This window comes from Pseudomonas sp. Lb2C2 (assembly GCF_052112205.1).
Classification (GTDB): Bacteria; Pseudomonadota; Gammaproteobacteria; order Pseudomonadales; family Pseudomonadaceae; genus Aquipseudomonas; species Aquipseudomonas kilonensis.
In genome coordinates this window covers 481,424-502,789 of record NZ_JAUTYW010000006.1, presented here as the reverse complement: position 1 = coordinate 502,789, position 21,366 = coordinate 481,424, and the positions used below count along the sequence as shown (strand labels likewise).

Genomic DNA, 21,366 nt, shown 5'->3' with positions numbered 1-21,366 from the left:
GAAGATTACTTGTGGCGAGGGAGCTTGCTCCCGCTGGTGGGCGAAGCCCGCCCAAAAAGGCTTTGGGGCTACTTCGTAGCCCAGCGGGAGCAAGCTCCCTCGCCACAAATGCTCGTTGAACTGTCTAGAGGGTTTTGTTCGAAGCCGGATTGATCATCCGCGCCAACCCAAGGTTCTTCAGCGCCAGTTGCAAGGAGCTGTGGATCACTTGCGGGTTGTCGATGGTCATCACCTCCGCGAGCAATTCCTGGGCCTTGCTGAGGTTGATCTGGCGCAGCATCCATTTCACTTTCGGCAGGTTGGTGGCGTTCATCGACAAGCTGTCGAACCCCATCGCCATCAGCAGTACTGCGGCCGCGGGGTCGCCAGCCATTTCGCCGCAGATGCTCACCGGCTTGCCTTCGGCATGGGCGTCACGCACCACGTTCTGCAAGGCTTGCAGCACCGCCGGGTGCAGGTAGTCATACAGGTCCGCGACCCGCGGGTTGTTGCGGTCCACGGCCAGCAGGTACTGGGTCAGGTCGTTGGAGCCCACCGACAGGAAGTCCACCTGCCGCGCGAGTTCCTTGGTCTGGTACACCGCGGCCGGAATCTCGATCATCACCCCGACCGGCGGCATCGGCACGTCGGTACCTTCGTCGCGTACTTCGCCCCAGGCCCGGTGGATCAGGTGCAGGGCTTCTTCCAGTTCATGGGTGCCGGAGATCATCGGCAACAGGATGCGCAGGTTGTTCAGGCCTTCGCTGGCCTTGAGCATGGCGCGGGCCTGGACCAGGAAGATTTCCGGGTGGTCGAGCGTCACGCGAATACCGCGCCAGCCGAGGAACGGGTTGTCTTCCTTGATCGGGAAGTAGGACAGGGACTTGTCGCCGCCGATGTCCAGGCTGCGCATGGTCACCGGTTGCGGGTGGAACGCGGCCAGTTGTTCGCGGTAGATCGCCAGCTGTTCCTTTTCACTGGGGAAGCGCTGGTTGATCATGAACGGCACTTCGGTGCGGTACAGGCCTACACCTTCGGCGCCACGTTTCTGCGCCCGGGCCACGTCGGCCAGCAGGCCGGTGTTGACCCACAGCGGCATGCGGTGGCCGTCGAGCGTCACGCACGGCAGGTCCCGCAGCGCATCCAGGCCCAGGGACAGTTGCTTTTCTTCCTCGACCACATCGGCAAACTGCTTGCGCAGCACGTCGCTGGGGTTGGTGTAGACCTCGCCGTGGTAGCCATCGACGATCATCTGGATGCCGTCTACCTTGGAGTACGGCAGGTCCACCAGGCCCATCACCGTCGGGATGCCCATTGCCCGGGCCAGGATCGCCACGTGGGAGTTGCCCGAGCCCAATACCGAGACCAGCCCCGCCAGCTTGCCTTCGGGCACTTCGCCGAGCATGGCCGGGGTCAACTCTTCGCTGACCAGGATGGTGTTGTCGGGGTAGACCAGGGTCTGCTGGCGTTCCTGCTGCAGGTACGCCAGCAACCGACGGCCAAGGTCCTTGACGTCCGAGGCTCGCTCGCGCAGGTAGGCGTCGTCCATCAGTTCGAAACGGTTGACGTGGTCAGTCACCACTTGGCGCAGCGCGCCCTGGGCCCACTGGCCGGTCTTGATGACGGTGGTCACTTCACTGCCCAGGGAGGCATCGTCGAGCATCATCAGGTAAACGTCGAACAGTGCGCGCTCTTCAGGGCGCAGCTGTGTCGCCAGCTTGGCCGACAGGGCCCGCATGTCGGCGCGTACGCCTTCGATGGCGGTCTTGAACAAACCCAGCTCGGCCTCGATGTCGGCGATGGCCTTGTCCGGCACCACGTCGAGGTCGGCGGGCGGCAACATGACCACCGCCGTGCCCACTGCCGCGCCCGGTGAGCCCGGTACGCCGACGAACTTGGCTTCCTGGATGCCCTTGCCCTGGCGACCCAGACCGCTGATCGAACCGGTGGCCTCGGCGTGGGCGATAACCCCGGCCAGTTGCGCGCTCATGGTCACGAGGAAGGCTTCTTCACCCTCGTCGAACTGGCGGCGCTCTTTTTGCTGGATGACCAACACGCCGACGACGCGGCGGTGGTGGATGATCGGTGCCCCGAGGAACGAGGCGTAGCGTTCTTCGCCGGTTTCGGCAAAGTAGCGGTAGCGCGGGTGATCCGCGGCGTTTTCGAGGTTCAGGGGTTCTTCGCGTGTGCCGACCAGACCGACCAGGCCTTCATTGGGGGCCATGCTGACCTTGCCGATGGAGCGCTTGTTCAAGCCCTCTGTGGCCATCAGCACGAAACGGTTGGTCTCGGGGTCCAGCAGGTAGACCGAGCAGACCTGGCTGCCCATGGCCTCTTTGACACGCAATACAATAATCCCCAACGCCGCCTTGAGATCCTTGGCGGAGTTAACTTCCTGGACGATCTTGCGCAGCGTATTGAGCATGGCTCGGGGTCGAACTCCGTCGTCAGTCGCGCGTCAGCAGGCGCGGGGCAAGCTCTTTGAGAGCGCGTCGGTACACTTCGCGCTTGAATGTCACCACCTGGCCCAACGGATACCAATAGCTGACCCAGCGCCAGCCATCGAACTCCGGTTTACCGGTCAAATCCATCCGCACCCGCTGCTCGTTGGAGATCAGGCGCAGGAGAAACCATTTCTGCTTCTGGCCGATGCACAGCGGTTGGCTGTGCGTCCTGACCAGGCGTTGCGGCAAACGATAGCGCAACCAGCCGCGGGTGCAGGCGAGTATTTCGACATCCTCTCGCTCAAGCCCCACTTCTTCATTCAACTCGCGGTACAAGGCCTCTTCCGGCGTCTCCTGGGGGTTGATCCCGCCCTGGGGAAACTGCCAGGCGTCTTGATTGATACGGCGAGCCCATAGCACCTGCCCAGCATCATTCGTAAGAATGATCCCCACATTGGGACGGAAACCATCGGGATCGATCACGGCAACAACCTCGCAAACGCATGTCGCCGCATTGTTCCACAAAGGTTGTGAAAGCAGCAACGAGCGTCCCTAGCTTATGTGCACTCTTGTGAAAAGTCCGTATTCTGGACGCCTTTCTTCAGATTTTTCAGCGAGTAACTGCAATGCGGCTGGCTTTATTCGACTTGGACAACACATTGCTGGGCGGCGACAGTGACCACGCGTGGGGCGATTACCTGTGCGAGCGCGGTTTCCTCGACGCTGTCACGTACAAGGCACGCAACGACGAGTTCTACCAGGATTACCTGGCCGGCAAGCTCGACAACGCCGAGTACCTGAACTTTTGCCTGGAAATCCTCGGCCGCACCGAAATGCACGTGCTGGCCCAGTGGCACCTGGACTACATGCGCGACTGCATCGAGCCGATCGTGTTGCCCCAGGCCATCGAATTGCTGGAAAAGCACCGTGACGCTGGCGACAAGCTGGTGATCATCACCGCCACCAACCGCTTTGTCACCGGGCCGATTGCCGAGCGCCTGGGGGTCGAGACCCTGATCGCCACCGAGTGCGAGATGATCGATGGGCGCTACAGCGGGCGCAGCACGGATGTCCCGTGCTTTCGCGAGGGCAAGGTGACCCGGCTGAACCGTTGGCTGGAAGAGACCGGGCATTCGCTCGACGGCAGCTATTTCTACAGCGACTCGATGAATGACCTGGCGCTGCTGGAGGTGGTGACGCATCCGGTGGCGGTGGATCCGGATCCGAATCTTCGGGCCGAGGCCCAGAAGCGGGGTTGGCCGGTGATTTCGTTGCGCAATTGACTGTGGGAGCAAAGCTTGCTCGCGATTGGCACACGTACCTTCGCATCGCGTAAAGCCAATCGCGGGCAAGCCTTGCTCCCACAGAATCGCGAGCAAGCTTTGCTCCCACAGACTGTGTTTTAAACCGGCTTGGCCCCCATCAACCCCGCAATGGCGATAAAGCAGACAACGCTGAACAGCGCCAGGGCAAAGGTAAACTTCCCGCTACCTCCCGGCGCCTTGCGCAATTTGTTCAGTCGCACCAGCAGCCAGAACCCCGCCAGTGTCGCCACGGTGTAGAGCACGCTGGAAGCCAGCAACCAGGTCTGCCCCAGCGACCAGCCAACCTGATGCACCATCCACCAGCCCGTGAAGGGCAGGCTCGCAAGAGCCAGGATCATCACCAGCCAGATGAACATCCGCGGACGTTGCAGCGTGCGCGCCGCCGCCGTGGCATCGCCATTGCGGCGCGTGCGCCAGACCCAGACGGCCAGCCCCAGGGCGCCTGCCAGCAGCAGTACGGTGGCGACGACGTGAGCGATCTTCAGCGCAGTCAATGTTTCCATTGTTGGATTTTCCTTAAGTCTTGCTCACAGCCTAGCCCGGCTTTATCAACCCAGGAACAGTTGATAGGCCGGGTTATCGCTTTCATCCCAGTATGGGTAGCCGATTTCTTCCAGCGCGGCCGGCACCAGATGGCGCTCATCGTGAGGCACTTGCAGTCCGGCGACCACGCGGCCATCGGCCGCGCCATGGTTGCGGTAGTGGAACATCGAGATATTCCAGCGCCCACCCAGCTTGTTGAGGAAGTTGAACAGCGCCCCCGGGCGTTCCGGGAACTCGAAGCGCAGCACCACTTCGTCGATGACATGGGCCGCATGCCCGCCGACCATGTGGCGAATGTGCAACTTGGCCAGTTCATTGTCGGTCAGGTCCAGCACCGGGAAGCCTTGTTCGGTCAGGCTGGCGATCAGCGCGCTGCGCGGGTCGTTTTCCGGGTGGGTCTGCACGCCAACGAAGATGTGCGCTTCGCTGCCGGTGTTGTAGCGATAGTTGAATTCGGTGATCTGGCGCTTGCCGACGGCTTCGCAGAACGCCTTGAAGCTGCCCGGCTTCTCGGGGATGGTCACGGCGATGATCGCTTCGCGGCCTTCGCCCAGTTCGGCGCGTTCGGCAACGTGGCGCAAGCGGTCGAAGTTGACGTTGGCGCCAGAGTCGATGGCCACCAGGGTCTGGCCGCTGATGCCCCGTGACTCGACGTACTTCTTGATCCCGGCCACGCCCAGGGCGCCGGCAGGTTCGGTGATCGAGCGGGTATCGTCGTAGATGTCCTTGATCGCGGCGCAGATCTCGTCGGTGCTGACGGTGATCACTTCGTCCACGTAATGCTTGCAGATATCAAAGGTGTGCTGGCCGATCTGCGCCACGGCGACGCCGTCGGCGAACAGCCCCACGGTCGGCAATACCACGCGCTCGCCAGCGGCCATGGCCGCTTGCAGGCAATTGGAATCGTCCGGCTCGACGCCGATGATCTTGATGTCCGGGCGCAGATATTTCACGTAGGCCGCGATCCCGGCAATCAGCCCGCCACCGCCCACCGGGACGAAGATCGCATCCAGGCGCCCCGGGTGCTGGCGCAGGATTTCCATCGCCACGGTGCCCTGCCCGGCAATGGTGTGGGGATCGTCATACGGGTGGATGTAGACGTAGCCTTTTTCGTCGACCAGTTTCAGCGAATAGGCCAGGGCTTCGGGGAACGAGTCACCGTGCAGCACCACTTTGCCACCGCGCGAACGCACGCCTTCGACCTTGATTTCCGGGGTGGTCTTGGGCATCACGATGGTGGCCTTGACGCCCAGCACCTTGGCCGCCAGGGCCAGGCCCTGGGCGTGGTTGCCCGCCGAAGCCGTGACCACGCCGCGTGCGCGCTCTTCGTCGCTGAGCTGGGTCAGCTTGTTGTAGGCCCCGCGAATCTTGAACGAGAACACCGGCTGCAAGTCTTCGCGCTTGAGCAAAATGCTGTTGCCCAGCCGCTCGGAGAGCTGGCGAGCGGTCTGCAGCGGGGTTTCTACGGCAACGTCGTAAACGCGCGAGGTGAGGATCTTTTTGACGTACTGTTCAAGCATCGGAAAGCATCACTGAGCGGGTTGGGCAGGGCCAAGGAGTCTAACCCGGCTTTTAGCTGGGCGACCACACGAATCCCAAGGTTTTGTTGGGTTATACTCGCGCCCCTCTTTACTTCCTGCCCGCTTTCGGAGCCCGCATGACCCAGGATCAACTCAAACAGGCCGTGGCCCAGGCCGCCGTCGACCTCATCCTCCCGAAGCTGGATGACAAGAGCGTCGTCGGGGTTGGCACCGGCTCCACGGCCAATTGCTTCATCGACGCGCTGGCGCAACACAAGGGTGCGTTCGACGGCGCGGTCGCCAGCTCCGAAGCGACCGCTGCGCGCCTCAAGGGCCACGGGATCCCGGTGTACGAGCTCAACACCGTGAGCGACCTGGAGTTCTACATTGACGGTGCCGACGAAAGCGACGCGCACCTGAACCTGATCAAGGGCGGCGGCGCGGCCCTGACTCGCGAGAAGATCGTTGCGGCCGTGGCCAAGACCTTCATCTGCATCGCCGATGCCAGCAAGCTGGTGCCGGTGCTTGGCGCGTTCCCGCTGCCGGTTGAAGTCATTCCCATGGCCCGCAGCCATGTGGCCCGCCAATTGGTGAAGCTGGGCGGCGACCCGGTGTATCGCGAAGGCGTGTTGACCGATAACGGCAACATCATCCTGGACGTGCACAACCTGCAGATCACCAACCCGGTGGAACTGGAAAGCCAGATCAACGCCATTGTTGGCGTGGTCACCAACGGTTTGTTCGCTGCGCGTCCTGCGGATGTGCTGTTGCTGGGGACCCCTGAAGGGGTGAAGACCCTGCGGGCTGAATAACCTGCTCTTTTGAGTGAAGTAACCCTTGTGGGAGCGAGCTTGCTCGCGATAGAGGTCTATCCGGCGCATTAATGTTGGCCGGCTTACCGCTATCGCGAGCAAGCTCGCTCCCACATTGGTTTGTAGTTCAGGGCGAGTGAATCAAGGCTGCGGCTTCTTGAACACGTAGAACAGGTTCGGCTCGCTCACCAGATACAGGTTGCCATCGTCGTCCATGGCCAGGCCTTCGGCCTGGGGCACGGTTTTTTGCAGGCCCTGGCCGCCTTTGCTCAACGACAGCGTGCTCAACGGCCGGCCGTTGATATCCAGTTCGATAATCAACCGCGACTCATCGGATAGCGCCAGCAAATGGCCGCTGCGCTCATCGTATTGCAGGCTTGAAAGGTCGCGCACGAACAGCCCGGCATCGCGCTTGGGGTTGTTGATCACATGGACCGCGTAGGACTTTTCTGGATTGTGGTGGGGAAACCCATGCACTTCATAAATCAGCATCGGGTCGCGTTCCTTCGCCACGAACAGGCGTTTGCCCACTGAGTCGTAGGCCAGCCCTTCGAATCCCTTGTTGCCGCTCATGTGCACGCCGAGGGTCATTTGCTCGGCGTCGGCTGCGTCGAGGAATCGAGTGTCGGCCTCCAGGTGAATCTTGATCAGGCGATGCTGGCGCTCGTCAGTGATGACATAAGTGTCTTCGCTGATGAATTCCACCGCCTCCGGATCGCCAAAGCCGATCAGGGCGATGCGCCGCAAGATCTTGCCGTCCAGCGACAACTCGATCATTTCGGCATTTTGATTGGTGACGGTGAACAGGCTCTTGCGGATCGGATCGAACGTCAGCGCTGAAACATCATCGTCCAGGCCCTCGATCACCTGCGCTTCGAGCGTGACCCGGTATTGATCCAGGGCGATGGTTTCTTCGCTGATGGGTTGCCAATAGGTGTTGAGGTTGAACCAGGCGCGCTCGAACAGGCGCAGGTGCTGGCCGGCTGCGATCAAGAGAATCAGCACCAGCGTCAGCAGTATCAGGATCAAGGGTTTGGGGCGGGCGAGTCGACGCATGTTGGGGTGGGCTCGGATGAGAACAGGTGAGTGGAAATACCACGGCTGCCTGAACTGAAACTTAATGGCTGTGTGCCACACCCTACAGCGAAGGAAGACTTATCCTACAGAGTTAGTGCTGTCAGCGCTGTTTTTCGAAACGATAGAACAGGTTCGGCTCACTGACCATATACAGGTTGCCGACCTCATCGACCGTGACGCCTTCGGCACGAGGGATGGTGTCTTTCAGGCCGTTGAAGCCGCCCAACAAGGTCATGAAGCTGACCTGCTCGCCTTCTTCGTCCAGTTCCAGCAGCAGGTGGGAGTCTGCCGAAAGCACCAGCGTATGGCCGGTGCGAGGGTCGATCGCCAATGCAGAGAGGTTACGCAGGTCCAGTTCATTGCTGACATGGATCTGCTTGTCGCCCTTGAGCAACTGGCTGCCATCGCTTTTCCAGGTGAACAGCGCCGGCGGACGTTCCTCACCGAGCACCAGTTGCTGGTTGCGCGGGTCCCAGGCGATCGCTTCGAAGCCTTTGTTCTGGTTCTCTGACGCACCCAGGTCGTACTGAGGGAAGTCGGTGCTGTTGAGCTCGCGGGTGTTGGCATCCACTTGGACGATCGACAGCGTGTGACTGCGCTCGTCGGTAATCGCCAGCAGGCCATTAGTCATATAGGCCACGCCCTCGGGGTTGCTCCAACCCACCAAGGGCATTTTGCGCAGCACGTCGCCTTGCAGGGTCAGTTCCACCAGGAACGGGTGCTTGCCCATGACGGCAAACAGGGTCTTGGTCTGCGGGTTGTAGGTCACATCGGACGCTTCGTCCTTCTCCATGCCCGGTAGCGGCTTGGCGTCGATTACAGCGTGGTAGTCCGGCAACCAGATGCTCTCCTGGCGCTGAGCCGGGCTCTGGAAGTGTTCCGATAGCCAAAGCAGGCCGCGGTCGTCCCAATGCATCGCAAACGCCAGGCCATAGGCAGCGGCCGCCGTCAGCAGCGACCAGGCATACCAGGGCAGGGCGAAGCGGGAACGGCGGGCAGGTTTGGCGGAGGGCAGTGCTTGGGTTTTGGCCATCGGGGAATGCGTTCCAGAAAATTCGGCTAGGGGAGTGGCTGGCTCAGATGCCGCATTCCCCGGAATTATCCGGATGGCATGTGAAAAAAACGGTAAATGGCGGGACAGGCCTCCATCCGTCCCCTGTGGGAGCGAGCTTGCTCGCGATAGCGATGTGTCAGCCAACATCAATGTTGGATGTGATGGCCTCATCGCGAGCAAGCTCGCTCCCACAGGGGAGCACAGGTTTAGCCGTTAACGAACGCTGCTTTCGAAGCGGCTCGCCCCCGGCAACTCCAGTACCAGCTCATCGCCGGCATTCAACGGCCCAACGCCTGCCGGGGTGCCGGTGAGGATCACGTCGCCGGCCTGCAGCGAGAAGCAGCCGGCCATGTACTGGATCATCGGTACGATGGGGTTGAGCATCAGGCTGCTGTTGCCGTCCTGGCGCACTTCACCGTTGATGGTCAGGCGAACAGGGATGTCGGTCAGGTCGGCGAAGGTGCCGCTCGACACGAACGGTGCGATCACCGCCGCGCCGTCAAAGGACTTGGCAACCTCCCACGGCAGGCCCTTGGCCTTGAGCTCGGCCTGTTTGTCCCGCAAGGTCAGGTCCAGGGCCGGGGCGAAACCGGAGATGGCGTCCAGCACTTCTTCGACGCTCGGGCGGGGCGACAGCGGCTTGCCGATCAGTACGGCGATTTCCGCCTCGTAGTGCACCGAGCCGCGGTCGGCCGGAATACTGAAACCGCCTTCCAGCGGCACTACGCAACTGCCCGGCTTGATGAACAGCAAGGGTTCGGTGGGTACCGGGTTATCCAGTTCCTTTGCATGTTCGGCGTAGTTGCGGCCAATGCACACCACTTTCCCGACCGGGAAATGAATACGTGTACCGTCGACATACTGGTGCTGATAGCTCATTACCGACTCCTGCTTCTGGGATTCATCAGGTGTTTTTAGGCGTCAAACCGCGAAAATCTTGCCCGGGTTCATGATGCCGTTCGGGTCGAATACCGCCTTCACGGCTTTCATGTACTCGATTTCCACTGGCGAACGACTATAGGTCAGGTAGTCGCGCTTGGTCATGCCCACGCCGTGTTCGGCGGAAATCGAGCCGTTGTATTTCTCGACGGTTTCAAAGACCCATTTGTTCACGGTCGCGCACTTGGCGAAGAACTCATCCTTGCTCAGGTTTTCCGGCTTGAGGATGTTCAGGTGCAGGTTGCCGTCGCCGATGTGGCCGAACCAGACGATTTCGAAATCCGGGTAGTGCTCGCCGACGATCGCGTCGATTTCCCGCAAGAAACCCGGAACCTTGGAGACGGTCACCGAGATGTCGTTCTTGTAAGGCGTCCAGTGGGAGATGGTTTCGGAGATGTATTCGCGCAGCTTCCACAGGTTCTGCAGTTGGGTTTCGCTCTGGCTCATCACGCCGTCCAGCACCCAGCCTTGCTCCACGCAATGCTCGAAGGTTTCCAGGGCGTGGTTGGCGACTTCTTCGGTGGTGGCTTCGAATTCCAGCAGGGCGTAGAACGGGCACTCGGTTTCAAACGGTGCTGGCACGTCGCCGCGACCGAGGACCTTGGCCAGGGCTTTGTCGGAGAAAAATTCGAAGGCGGTCAGGTCCAGTTTGCCCTGGAAGGCGTGCAGCACCGGCATGATCGAGTCGAAGTCCGGCGTGCCGAGCACCATGGCGGTGAGGTTTTTCGGTGCGCGGTCCAGGCGCATGGTGGCCTCGACCACGAAGCCCAAAGTGCCTTCGGCGCCGATGAACAGCTGCCGCAAGTCGTAGCCGGTGGCGTTCTTGATCAGGTCCTTGTTCAACTCCAGCAGGTCACCCTTGCCGGTGACGACCTTCATGCCCGCCACCCAGTTGCGGGTCATGCCGTAGCGAATGACCTTGATCCCGCCGGCATTGGTGCCGATATTGCCGCCAATCTGACTTGAACCTGCCGAAGCGAAGTCTACCGGGTAATACAGGCCATGTTCTTCGGCCTTGTTCTGCAGTTGTTCGGTGACCACGCCAGGCTGGCAGACCGCGGTGCGGTCGGTGAGGTTCACGTCGAGCACCTGGTTCATGTAGTCGAACGACACGACCACTTCGCCGTTGGCCGCCACGGCCGCGGCGGAAAGCCCGGTACGTCCGCCCGATGGCACCAGCGCGATTTTGTGCGCGTTGGCCCAGCGCACGATGGCCTGGACCTGTTCGGTGGTCTTGGGAAAGACGATGGCCGAAGGCGCAGGGGCAAAATGCTTGGTCCAATCCTTGCCGTAAGCGTTCAGGGAGTCGGCATCGGTCAAGACCTTGCCAGGCTCAACCAGGGTCTTCAGCTCATCTATCACGGCAGGATTGGTCATCGACAGAACTCTCGAACAATTCATGGTCATCCTGAGAACGCTTCACGTCGCAGGAATGAGTGTTTAGCGGGGTGCATATGCTAGCATACCGACCCCGCAGCGTAGTGCCCAACGGCTGTTCTGCGGCGACGGCTGTCACGCCGGTCGGGCCAGCATGCGCTGTCCGATTCCCTGCCATTTTTCTCCGGGACACAGGTTTACGCAGATGAGCAAGACTTCTCTCGATAAGAGCAAGATCAAGTTCCTTCTTCTCGAAGGCGTCCACCAATCGGCTGTCGACGTCCTCAAGTCGGCGGGCTACACCAGCATCGAGTACATCACCAGTTCTCTGCCGGAAGCCCAGCTCAAGGAAAAGATCGCCGATGCTCACTTCATCGGCATTCGCTCCCGTACTCAATTGACCGAAGAGATCTTCGACCACGCCAAGAAACTGGTGGCGGTCGGCTGCTTCTGCATCGGCACCAACCAGGTTGACCTCAACGCGGCGCGCGAGCGCGGTATCGCGGTGTTCAACGCGCCATACTCCAACACCCGTTCTGTTGCTGAACTGGTGCTGGCCGAAGCGATCCTGCTGCTGCGCGGCATCCCCGAGAAAAACGCTTCCTGCCACCGTGGCGGCTGGATCAAGAGCGCTGCCAACTCCTTCGAAATCCGTGGCAAGAAGCTGGGTATCGTCGGCTACGGCTCGATCGGCACTCAGTTGTCGGTACTGGCTGAAGGCCTTGGTATGCAGGTGTTCTTCTACGACACCGTGACCAAGCTGCCCCTGGGCAACGCCACCCAGGTCAACAACCTGCACGAGTTGCTGGGCATGTCCGACATCGTGACCCTGCACGTGCCGGAAACCGCTGCCACCCAGTGGATGATCGGCGAGAAGGAAATCCGCGCCATCAAGAAGGGCGGGATCCTGATCAACGCCGCTCGCGGCACCGTGGTCAAGCTCGACGCCCTGGCCGACGCGATCAAGGACAAGCACCTGATCGGCGCCGCCATCGACGTGTTCCCGGTGGAGCCACGCTCCAACGACGATATCTTCGAAAGCCCGCTGCGTGGCCTGGACAACGTGATCCTGACTCCGCATATCGGTGGTTCCACCGCTGAAGCCCAGGCCAACATCGGTCTGGAAGTGGCGGAAAAACTGGTCAAGTACAGCGACAACGGTACTTCGGTATCGTCCGTGAACTTCCCGGAAGTGGCCCTGCCGGCACACCCTGGCAAGCACCGTTTGCTGCACATCCACGAAAACATCCCGGGTGTGATGAGCGAGATCAACAAGGTCTTCGCGGAAAACGGCATCAACATTTCCGGTCAGTTCCTGCAGACCAACGAGAAAGTCGGCTACGTCGTGATCGACGTCGACGCCGAATACTCGGACCTGGCGCAAGAGAAGCTGCAGCACATCAACGGCACTATTCGTTGCCGCGTGTTGTTCTAAGCAGGCCTGGCTTGCAATAAAAAACGGGAGCCTCGCAAGGGGCTCCCGTTTTTTATTGCCTGACACTGGGGGCAACATGAAACCCTGTGGGAGCAAAGCTTGCTCCCACAGGTGTCTGTGTTGTATCAGCCGGTGCGGTTACTTCACATCCACCGTGATTTTCTCGGACACGATCGACGGATCGAACGGCATATGGCCGCTGTCGCCCAGGATCAATTGCAGGGTGTGCTTGCCTGGGGCCAGTTTGATGGTGGCTTCGGTTTGTGCCTTGCCGAAATGCATGTGCTGCGCGTCGGTCGGAATCGGCGTGCCGGCGGCAGGCAGTTCGTCGACATCGATGAGCAAATGGTGATGGCCAGTATTCTTGGTCACATCGCCCGCCGGAGCCAGGGCGATGTTCTTGACGCCGAACTTGACCTTGAACTCTTGGGCGACGGTGGCGCCGTCTGCCGGGGAAACGATGAACACTTCTGCACCTTTGGGCGCCGGGGTCGCGGCGCTTGCCAGCATCGAAGCGCCCAGCAACAGGCCGGCCAACGCAGCACGAGACATAAAGCTTTTCATTTTTTTCTCCAGTTTTTCCATGAAATCCGCCTGGCCATGACAACTTCATGACCAATCGTTGTCGAAGCCTGCAACAACCATAGCAAAGCGAGCCTGAAACGAGCGTCGCTTGTAAAAATACAAAGGAGTGACCATGCGCTTTCTGCCTGGCCTGATTTGCCTGCTACCCCTTTTGAGCCCCCTGGCTCATGCCGAACTGATCGATGACATCAATGACCGTGGCGAACTGCGCATTGCCCTCGAGGCCAACACCGCGCCCTTCAACTTCAAGGAAGACGGCAAACTCACCGGTTTCGAAGTGGAATTGGGCGAAATGCTTGCCGGTGAGCTCGATGTACGCCCCGACTTCGTGGTCACCGATGCCGCGGATCTGCTGCCTGGCGTGGAGAGCGGCAAGTACGACGTTGCCATCAACCACATAGCAATGACCCCGGAACTGGCGGAACGTTTCGACCTCAGTGCGGCTTACAGCCAACCGGATGCACAACTGCTGGCGAGCAAGGATGAGACGCCACGCCCGTTGGTCATGGCGCAGTCGTTCCAGCCGGAAAAAAAGAGCGGCCCGCCGCCGAGCCTGGTGATTCCGTTCCAGAAGGGCAATCCGGCGTTCAAGGCCAGCCTGGACAACGCCCTGACGCGTATCAAGGATGACGGGCGGTTGGAGAAGTTATCGCAGAAGTGGTTGGGCAAGCAGGAGTGAAGCCGTTCAGGTGATGAGGCCTGACATCAATCTTCATTGACCGATAGACCGCCATCGCGAGCAAGCTCGCTCCCACATTGGATCTGCGGTTGCTCACAGATCATGAGTCCACCGCTGATCGAGTGTGGGAGCGAGCTTGCTCGCGATGGCGTCTTCAAATGCTAAGCAGGTTTACGCCAGACACTCGCCAACCAAGGCTGTTGCTCCCGCGGCAAGCCCGCTGGTCGGTAGTAATGTTCCAGTTCCACGAAGCCTGCGTCGCCAAGCAGCGTGCGCCACGCCGCGAGGTCGTGGTAAGCGCCGAAGCGCTGGCCGTTCCAGCCCTCCTGGTTTTCGCCCCGTGGGTTTGAGCTGAACAACACGCCGCCGGGCTTGAGGGTGGCGTGCAGTTGCTTGAGCACCCGAGGCAGTTCCTGGACGGGCACATGAAACAGCACCGCGTTGGCGAAAATCCCGTCAAAACGCTCGGCCGGCAGGTCGAGTTCCAGGAAGTCCTGTTGCCACACCTCGCAGCGGCTGTCCTGGCGCGCCATCCGGGCAAACTCTTCTGATCCGTCGAGGCCGACCGCCACGTGGCCCAGGCCGGTAAACGTGCGCAAGTCGCGCCCCGGGCCGCAGCCGAAATCCAGGATGTGCAACGGTGCCTGGCCCTGGATATGGCGCAGCAAGGCGTCGATGTTCTGGCTCACATCGTGATCGCGGGTGCCTTCGCGAAAGCTTTCTGCCACGGCGTTGTAATGGCCCAGGGTCGTGGCGGTGATGGCGTGCAGGTCTTCGGTGGTGTGTTTCATGATTGGGGGCTTGAGTGGGGAGCGTCAGCCGACTATACCGCAAGATCATTGGTCTACCTGTGGGAGCAAGCTTTGCTCCCACAGGTCAACTGCTCTCCCCGGTCAGCGCTTGTTCAAGCCGCGTGACAAGCGGTCGCCGCCCAACTGGATCACCGCCACCAACGCCACCAGCAACACGATCACCGTGAGCATGATCTGGCTGTCGAATCGCTGGTAGCCGTACCGGTAGGCGATGTCGCCCAGGCCGCCGGCGCCGATCGCGCCGGCCATGGCCGAAGAGTTGATCATGGTCACCAAGGTGATGGTAAAACCGCCGACGATGCCCGGCAGGGCTTCGGGCAGCAGCACATGCCAGACAATGTGCCCGCGCCGGCAACCCATGGCCTGGGCCGCTTCGATCAGGCCATGGTCGACCTCCCGCAGGCTGACTTCGGCGATGCGGGCAAAGAACGGTGTGGCGGCGATGGTCAGCGGTACTACCGCTGCCCACACGCCATAGGTGGTGCCGACGATGAGCCGGGTGAACGGGATCAACGCCACCATCAGAATCAGGAACGGTATCGAGCGAAACAGGTTCACGAACGCGCCCAGGGCCCGGTTCAAGGCCGGCGCTTCATAGATCCCGCCCTTGCCGCTGGTCACCAGGATCACCGCCAGCGGGATGCCCGCCAACAGCGCGATCAGCGACGACACGCCGACCATCAGGAACGTGTCGATGAAACCCTGCAACAACCGATCAAACCACATAACCCAGCACCTCTACCCGTTGCGCCCAATTGCCCGCCCGTTGCCGCAGTTCCTCGGCGCCCCACGACGAACCGCTCACGGCCAGCAGCAATTGCCCCAGCCCGTGGCCTTGAATTCGCTCGATGCCGCCGTGCAGCAGCCGCACCCGTCCACCGAGGGCGCTGAACAAGGCGGCGAGATCCGGCTCTTCACGATCGATGCCGGTGAATTGCAGGCGTAGCACAGTGGCGGCATCCGCCGATGCCGGCTGCACCTGCAAGCGGTTTTGCAGTTCTTCCGGTATCGCGTGTTGCAACGGTGCCAACAGCGTTCGACTGACCTCGTGTTGCGGATTGCCAAACACTTCCCAGACCGGCCCCTGTTCGACGATCCGCCCCTGTTCGAGCACCACCACCCGGTCGCAGACTTCGCGAATCACCGCCATTTCATGGGTGATCAACACGATGGTCAGGCCCAGTCGCTGATTGATCTCACGCAGCAAACCGAGGATCGATTGAGTGGTCTCCGGGTCCAGGGCCGAAGTGGCTTCATCGCACAACAAAATCTGCGGGTCATGCACCAGCGCCCGGGCAATCCCTACCCGCTGTTTCTGCCCACCCGAAAGTTGCGCCGGATAGACCTTGTGCTTGCCTTGCAGACCGACCAGTTCCAGCAGCTCGCGAACTTTGCGCTGGCGTTGCTCCTTGGGCACGCCGGCGACTTTCAGCGGCAGCTCGACGTTCTGCCACACGGTCTTGGCCGACATCAGGTTGAAGTGCTGGAAGATCATGCCGATGCGCCGACGCAGTTCCACCAGGCGCTCTTCATCGAACTCGCCGATGTCTATCTGATCGATCAACACCCGGCCACTGGTGGGTTGTTCGAGGCGGTTGATGGTGCGGATCAGCGACGACTTGCCGGCGCCGCTGCGGCCGATGATGCCGAACACCTCGCCGCGCTGGATCGCCAGGTCGATGCCTTGCAGCGCGGCGACCGGACCCTGGGCGCCGTTGAAGGTCTTGCCCAGGCCGATGAAGCGCACATGGGCACGGTTGAGCTCCGGATGCAGTTCGGTGTGTTCGGCGCTTCGGGGCGTGGGGGCTTCTTGTCTAAGTCGAGCGTTGACGGCGTTCATGTCAACTCTCCCAGCCGGCTTGGTAGAGCTTGCCGTGGGCCTTGTCCAGGGCGGCGCGCACGGCTGGCGAGTGTTGGTAGATGTCGACGAACTTGATCAATCGAGGATCGTTCTTGCTCTTGGGCTGGATCACGAACTGAATCACGTATTCCTTGTGATCGAGGCCGTCGAACAGCAAGGCAGAGCTGGCATCGAAGGTCTTGGCCAGGCGGATGTAGGCGGGATAACCCTGCACCAGGTCGGCGTCTTCATAAGCGCGCACCAACTGCACGGCTTCGACCTGCAGGATCTTGAGTTTCTTCGGGTTGGCGACGATGTCGTCTTCGGTGGCCTTGTAGCCGACGCCCGGCTTGAGGCTGATCAGCCCGGCCTTGGCCAACAGTTGCAGGCCGCGACCGCTGTTGATCGGGTCGTTGGCAATGGCGACGCTGGCGCCTTCTGGCAGTTCGTCGAAGCTTTTGTATTTTTTCGAATAGAGGCCGACGTTGTTGATGATCCCCGGCGCAAAGGGCACCAGATCGAACCCGGCGGCGGCCTTGGCATTTTCCAGGAACGGGATGTGCTGGAAGTAATTCACGTCGATATCGCCGGAGGCCAGGCTGACGTTGGGCGCGATCCAGTCGCTGAACTCCACCAACTCGACCTTCAAGCCTTGCTTGCCGGCTTCTTCGACGGCCGCCTCCAGGGGAATGGCGAACGCGGCGGTGGTGCCGATTTTCAACGGTGCATCGGCGGCAAACAGCGCCGAGCTGAACAGGCCGAGGGCCAGGGCCAGGGTTTTGACTGGCAGGGTCAGGAAGTGCTTGGTCATGTCGGGTATTCCAGTCATTGATGGATGAGTCACAGGGTCAGTGCCGGTAGGTCGAGCCAGTGTGTTGTTCGGGTAGGTGAGCCTCTGCGTGAAACAGCTTTTCGCGCAGGGTGCCGTTGTCGTATTCGGTCTTGTACGAGCCGCGTCGCTGCAACTCGGGGATCACCAGGTCGATGAAGTCCACGTAGCTTTGCGGCGTGACGATGCGGGTCAGGTTGAAGCCATCGAGGCCGGTTTCGACGATCCAGGACTCCAGCTCGTCGGCCACTTGCTCGGGTGAACCCACCACCGTGATGTAGCGACCGCCCAGGGCGTGTTGCTCCAGCAATTTGCGCCGGGTCCAGTCGTTGTTCTGCAAGGTCTTGGTGGCGGACTGGATGGCGTTGCTCTTCACGTACTGGATCGGTTCGTCCAGTTCGTACTGGGAAAAATCGATCCCCGTCGACGCGGAAAAATGCGCCACCCCGGCCTCGGCGCTGGCGTAGCCCAGGTACTCGGCATGCTTGGCCCAGGCGGCCGCTTCGGTCTCGCCGACAATCACGTTCAGGCCCATGAACACCTTGATGTCCTCGGGGTTGCGCCCGGCCTCTAGGGCGCTGGCGCGGACCTTGTCCACCTGAGCCTTGGTCGCCGGTTTGTTCTGGCCGCTGATGAATACGCACTCGGCATGCCGCCCGGCGAACAGCAGGCCGCGCTCGGAACTGCCGGCCTGGAACAGCACTGGCGTGCGCTGGGGCGAGGGTTCGCAGAGGTGATAGCCCTCGACCTGGTAGAACTCGCCCTGGTGCCGGACCTTGTGCACTTTCTCTGGCCGGGCATAGATCCGCTGCTCGCGGTCGTTGAGCACCGCGTCGTTTTCCCAACTGCTCTCCCACAGTTTGTAGAGCACTTGCAGGTATTCGTCGGCCTGGTCGTAGCGGCGGTCATGCTCGACCTGCGCCGTCAGGCCCATGGCCTTGGCGGCACTGTCCAGGTAGCCGGTGACGATGTTCCAGCCGACCCGACCACGACTCAGGTGGTCGAGGGTGCTCATGCGTCGGGCGAACAGGTAGGGCGGTTCGTAGGTCAGGTTGGCGGTGAGGCCGAAGCCGAGGTTTTTCGTCACGGCAGCCATCGCGGACACCAGCAGCAACGGGTCGTTGACTGGTAGCTGGATCGACTCCTTGAGCGTGACGTCCACTGATTGTTGATAGACGTCGTAGACGCCGACGATGTCGGCGATGAACAACCCGTCGAACAATCCGCGCTCAAGCAATTGCGCCAGGGCGGTCCAGTATTCGATCGTATTGAACTGGGTCGACGTGTCCTGAGGGTGGGTCCACAGGCCGTGATTGATGTGCCCGATGCAGTTCATGTTGAACGCGTTGAGCAGGATCTTTTTCTTGCCGGCCGCCATCAGATAGTCCCCCGCAGCGGCGGTTTTTCATCGTTGAGGTAGAAGTTGCCCACCGCGTGGTATTTCCAGCGCACCGGGTCATGCAGGGTGTGCACCCGGGCGTTGCGCCAATGGCGGTCAAGGCCATGTTCGGCCAGGGTCGCCTGGCTGCCGGCCAATTCGAACAGCGTGCTGCTGGCGGCCAGGGAAATTTCGGTGCTGATGGCACGGGCTTCGGCCACGGCAATCGAGGCGGCGGCGACTGTGTCGGCCTGAGTGTCGGCCTGGGCCCGGTCGAGAAACTCACCGGCGCGTTCCAACAGGGCTTCGGCGGCATGCAGGCGGATGCTCAGTTGGCCGAAACTCTTGAGGGTGTGTGGGTCGTCGGTGGCGACGTCGCTGGTGGCGTCGATCCAGGGGCGGGTTTTATTGCGGACAAAATGCAGGGCGTCTTCGTAGGCGGCGCGGGCGATGCCGGTGTCGATGGCGGCGTGAAGAATCTGCGCCAGCGGCCCGACCGGCGTCGGGCGTTCGAAGGCGCTCTGGAAGGGCACGATGTCGTCAGCGTCGACATAGACGTCTTCGAACACCACCGAACCACTGCCCGTGGTGCGCTGGCCGAAACCGCTCCAGTCGTCGATCACTGACAGGCCTTGGCTGTTGCGAGGGACGAACGCCAGTTGTTGCACGCCGTTTTCGTCCACCACCGATGTAGGGATGCGCTGGGCGTAGATCGCACCCGTGGCGTAGAACTTGCGACCGTTGATGCGATAGCCCTCGCCCTCGCGGCGCAGTTGGGTGATGCGGTCATGGGCAGTCTTGGTGCCGAGCTCCGCCAACGCATTGCCAAAACGTTGGCCGGCCAGGACTTCGGCATACAGGCGTTGTTTTTGCGCTTCGCTGCCGTTTACCCGCAGTACTTCCAGGGCGTAGAAATGATTTTGTGGGATCTGCCCCAGCGAGCCGTCGGCCTGAGAAATCAGCGCGATGACCTTGGCCAGGGTGACGTTGGAAACACCGGCGCCGCCATAGGCCTTGGGCACGCTGATGCCCCACAGGCCCGAGCGGGAGAAGGCCTCCAGTTCCGGGTACGGCAAGCGGCGCTCGCGGTCGCGCAGGGCGCTGTCGCGCTTGAAGTCATCGGCCAGGTCGCTGGCCACGATCAGGGCTTGTTCATCGCTGGTGATCACCGCGACGTGTTGAGAAAACGTCATGTACTGCTCCAGAGGTCGGGTCGTCAGATCCAGGAATGGCGGGCTGGCAAGGTGCCGTTCAGGTGGTAGGCGCCTACCGCGTGATACTTCCAGCGCACCGGGTCGTGCAGGGTGTGGACCCGTGCGTTGCGCCAGTGACGGTCGAGGTTGAATTCGGCGAGGGTGGCGCGGCTGCCAGCCAGCTCGAAGAGTTTTTCGCTGGCTTGCAGGGCGATCTCGGTGGTGAGCACCTTGGCCTCGGCCACGGCAATCGAGGCGCGGGCGGCCGATTGCGCCGTGATGGGGGCGGCACTGACCTGGTCCAACACCTGTCCGGCCTTGCGCAGCAAAGCTTCGGCGGCGTGCAGTTCGATTTTCAGTTTGCCAATGTCGGCGATCACGTAGAGGTCGTCACTGGCTCGGTCGACCTTGGCATCGATCCAGGGTCGGGCCCGCTCGCGAACGAAGGTGATGGCGTCGTCGATGGCACCACGGGCGATCCCCGCATCGATGGCGGCCTGGATCAGTTGGGAGATCGCGCCTTGCACACCGGGCGTTTCGTTGATGCGCCAGTTATCCAGGACCAAGTCGGCATCCACCCGCACATTGTTCAGCAGCACGGTGCCGCTGGCGGTGGTGCGCTGGCCGAACCCCGACCAGTCGTCGACGATCCGCAGGCCCGGGGTGCCGCGCCGCACGAACGCCAGCACCTGGCGGCCTTCGTCATTCAGCGCCTTGACCGCGACCCAATGAGCAAACAGCGCGCCGGTGGAGTAGAACTTCTGACCATTGATGACAAACCCGTCACCGTCAGCGGTAATCCGAGCCTTGAGTTCAAGGGTATTGCGAGTGCCGCGTTCCGGCCCGGCGTTGCCGATGCGCCAGCCTTCGAGCACGCTCTGCAAGAGGATTTTTTTCTGCCGTTCGGTGCCGGTGCCGAGAATCAGTTGGAGCACGCCGAACTGGTTTTGCGGGATCTGCCCGAGGGCCGGGTCAGCGGCGGAGATGATCGCGAACACGTCGGCCAGGGTGACGAACGAAACCTGTGGGCCGCCGTATGCCCGGGGAATGGCGATGCTGCCCAGTCCGCTGCGGGTAAATTGCTCGATTTCTGCCCAGGGCAGCTTGCGTTGCTGATCACGACGCGCGGCCTGCTGACGGGCGACCTGCGCCAGTTCATGGGCAGCTTTGATGGCCTCGGCATCGTTGCGCAACACCTGTGCAGGCAACAACAGCGGTGCGATATCCAGGTCGCTCTGGACCTTTGCTTGCGCCAGATCCGACATTACAGCCACTCCGTGGCTGCAGGCAGTGCCTTGGCATACTGCACCGGGATGATTGTGTTCCGTTCCATACCCACCTCACATCTCAAGAAACGCCGCGATGAATGGCGGCGAGCGAAAATCAAGAATGTCCGGTGGTCCGGTGTATATACCCTAAGCGTGTATAAATTATTTTTGAACTAACTTTTAGGAATATATATAGGTTGGTTTTAAATTGAGGGCCGTATGCTCGCTTAGGAGCGAAGCAGCTTTTGTGGCGAGGGAGCTTGCTCCCGCTGGGTTG

The 21,366-nt window shown here is 61.2% G+C and carries 20 protein-coding genes; 4 read left to right on the top strand and 16 right to left on the bottom strand.

Annotated features, from left to right (window positions below; translation table 11 throughout):
• Positions 1–124: 124 nt before the first annotated feature.
• Both ptsP and Q7F16_RS20880 read right to left on the bottom strand, forming a co-directional pair.
• On the bottom strand, positions 125–2,404 hold the full coding sequence (gene ptsP, locus Q7F16_RS20885; protein WP_014336001.1) for a phosphoenolpyruvate--protein phosphotransferase: 2,280 nt from the start codon (positions 2,402–2,404) through the stop codon (positions 125–127).
• Positions 2,405–2,426: 22 nt separating this feature from the next.
• On the bottom strand, positions 2,427–2,906 hold the full coding sequence (locus Q7F16_RS20880; protein WP_003186867.1) for an RNA pyrophosphohydrolase: 480 nt from the start codon (positions 2,904–2,906) through the stop codon (positions 2,427–2,429).
• Between the two features lie 143 nt (positions 2,907–3,049).
• Here Q7F16_RS20880 and Q7F16_RS20875 point away from each other — a divergent pair, with 143 nt between their 5' ends.
• Complete coding sequence (locus Q7F16_RS20875) at positions 3,050–3,706, top strand: HAD family hydrolase (RefSeq protein WP_046065246.1); 657 nt, start codon at positions 3,050–3,052, stop codon at positions 3,704–3,706.
• Positions 3,707–3,825: 119 nt separating this feature from the next.
• On the opposite strand, the gene Q7F16_RS20870 is transcribed toward Q7F16_RS20875, so the two are convergent.
• A complete protein-coding gene (locus tag Q7F16_RS20870) occupies positions 3,826–4,251 on the bottom strand; it encodes a DUF2269 family protein (protein WP_046065247.1) in 426 nt (141 codons plus the stop codon).
• Between the two features lie 45 nt (positions 4,252–4,296).
• Positions 4,297–5,811 carry a threonine ammonia-lyase, biosynthetic gene (ilvA, locus tag Q7F16_RS20865; protein WP_003196635.1) on the bottom strand — a complete coding sequence of 505 codons (1,515 nt, stop codon included), beginning with the start codon at positions 5,809–5,811 and terminating at the stop codon, positions 4,297–4,299.
• Positions 5,812–5,948: 137 nt separating this feature from the next.
• On the opposite strand from ilvA, the gene rpiA reads away from it, so the two are divergent.
• A complete protein-coding gene (gene rpiA, locus Q7F16_RS20860) occupies positions 5,949–6,623 on the top strand; it encodes a ribose-5-phosphate isomerase RpiA (protein WP_014336005.1) in 675 nt (224 codons plus the stop codon).
• 141 nt (positions 6,624–6,764) lie between these two features.
• Here rpiA and Q7F16_RS20855 read toward each other — a convergent pair whose 3' ends face one another.
• The 4 genes from Q7F16_RS20855 to Q7F16_RS20840 all read right to left on the bottom strand — a co-directional run bounded on the left by Q7F16_RS20855 (position 6,765) and on the right by Q7F16_RS20840 (position 11,070).
• Positions 6,765–7,679 carry an SdiA-regulated domain-containing protein gene (locus Q7F16_RS20855; RefSeq protein WP_046065248.1) on the bottom strand — a complete coding sequence of 305 codons (915 nt, stop codon included), beginning with the start codon at positions 7,677–7,679 and terminating at the stop codon, positions 6,765–6,767.
• A gap of 121 nt (positions 7,680–7,800) precedes the next feature.
• Entirely contained in the window at positions 7,801–8,733 is a 933-nt protein-coding gene (locus Q7F16_RS20850; protein WP_046065249.1) for an SdiA-regulated domain-containing protein, read from the bottom strand.
• Between the two features lie 234 nt (positions 8,734–8,967).
• Entirely contained in the window at positions 8,968–9,633 is a 666-nt protein-coding gene (locus Q7F16_RS20845; RefSeq protein ID WP_014336008.1) for a fumarylacetoacetate hydrolase family protein, read from the bottom strand.
• Positions 9,634–9,675: 42 nt separating this feature from the next.
• Entirely contained in the window at positions 9,676–11,070 is a 1,395-nt protein-coding gene (locus Q7F16_RS20840) for an FAD-binding oxidoreductase (RefSeq protein ID WP_041475654.1), read from the bottom strand.
• Between the two features lie 205 nt (positions 11,071–11,275).
• Between Q7F16_RS20840 and serA the strand changes: the two genes are divergently transcribed.
• Entirely contained in the window at positions 11,276–12,505 is a 1,230-nt protein-coding gene (gene serA / locus Q7F16_RS20835; protein WP_003186856.1) for a phosphoglycerate dehydrogenase, read from the top strand.
• A gap of 138 nt (positions 12,506–12,643) precedes the next feature.
• Here the strand turns inward: serA and Q7F16_RS20830 are convergent, their stop codons facing one another.
• Positions 12,644–13,069, bottom strand: a complete 426-nt coding sequence (locus Q7F16_RS20830; RefSeq protein WP_409556862.1) for a DUF4399 domain-containing protein — start codon at positions 13,067–13,069, stop codon at positions 12,644–12,646.
• Positions 13,070–13,202: 133 nt separating this feature from the next.
• Between Q7F16_RS20830 and Q7F16_RS20825 the strand changes: the two genes are divergently transcribed.
• The gene (locus tag Q7F16_RS20825; protein ID WP_046065250.1) at positions 13,203–13,769 is read left to right on the top strand and encodes a transporter substrate-binding domain-containing protein; all 567 of its coding nucleotides are present in this window, start codon (positions 13,203–13,205) and stop codon (positions 13,767–13,769) included.
• 161 nt (positions 13,770–13,930) lie between these two features.
• Here the strand turns inward: Q7F16_RS20825 and Q7F16_RS20820 are convergent, their stop codons facing one another.
• The 7 genes from Q7F16_RS20820 to Q7F16_RS20790 all read right to left on the bottom strand — a co-directional run bounded on the left by Q7F16_RS20820 (position 13,931) and on the right by Q7F16_RS20790 (position 21,086).
• Positions 13,931–14,560, bottom strand: a complete 630-nt coding sequence (locus Q7F16_RS20820; RefSeq protein WP_409556863.1) for a class I SAM-dependent methyltransferase — start codon at positions 14,558–14,560, stop codon at positions 13,931–13,933.
• 102 nt (positions 14,561–14,662) lie between these two features.
• A complete protein-coding gene (locus Q7F16_RS20815; RefSeq protein WP_046065252.1) occupies positions 14,663–15,307 on the bottom strand; it encodes a methionine ABC transporter permease in 645 nt (214 codons plus the stop codon).
• On the bottom strand, positions 15,297–16,421 hold the full coding sequence (locus tag Q7F16_RS20810) for a methionine ABC transporter ATP-binding protein (RefSeq protein WP_409556864.1): 1,125 nt from the start codon (positions 16,419–16,421) through the stop codon (positions 15,297–15,299). Before Q7F16_RS20810 ends, Q7F16_RS20815 begins: the two co-directional genes overlap by 11 nt.
• A gap of 1 nt (position 16,422) precedes the next feature.
• Positions 16,423–17,232, bottom strand: a complete 810-nt coding sequence (locus Q7F16_RS20805) for a MetQ/NlpA family ABC transporter substrate-binding protein (RefSeq protein WP_046065254.1) — start codon at positions 17,230–17,232, stop codon at positions 16,423–16,425.
• A 37-nt stretch (positions 17,233–17,269) separates the two neighbouring features.
• Positions 17,270–18,628, bottom strand: coding sequence for an LLM class flavin-dependent oxidoreductase (locus Q7F16_RS20800; RefSeq protein WP_409556865.1), 1,359 nt, complete (start codon positions 18,626–18,628; stop codon positions 17,270–17,272).
• Positions 18,628–19,821 (bottom strand): SfnB family sulfur acquisition oxidoreductase, encoded by a 1,194-nt coding sequence (locus Q7F16_RS20795; RefSeq protein ID WP_079301480.1) that lies wholly within the window; start codon positions 19,819–19,821, stop codon positions 18,628–18,630. Before Q7F16_RS20795 ends, Q7F16_RS20800 begins: the two co-directional genes overlap by 1 nt.
• A 23-nt stretch (positions 19,822–19,844) precedes the next feature.
• Positions 19,845–21,086 (bottom strand): SfnB family sulfur acquisition oxidoreductase, encoded by a 1,242-nt coding sequence (locus tag Q7F16_RS20790; protein ID WP_046065257.1) that lies wholly within the window; start codon positions 21,084–21,086, stop codon positions 19,845–19,847.
• Between the last annotated feature and the right edge of the window lie 280 nt (positions 21,087–21,366).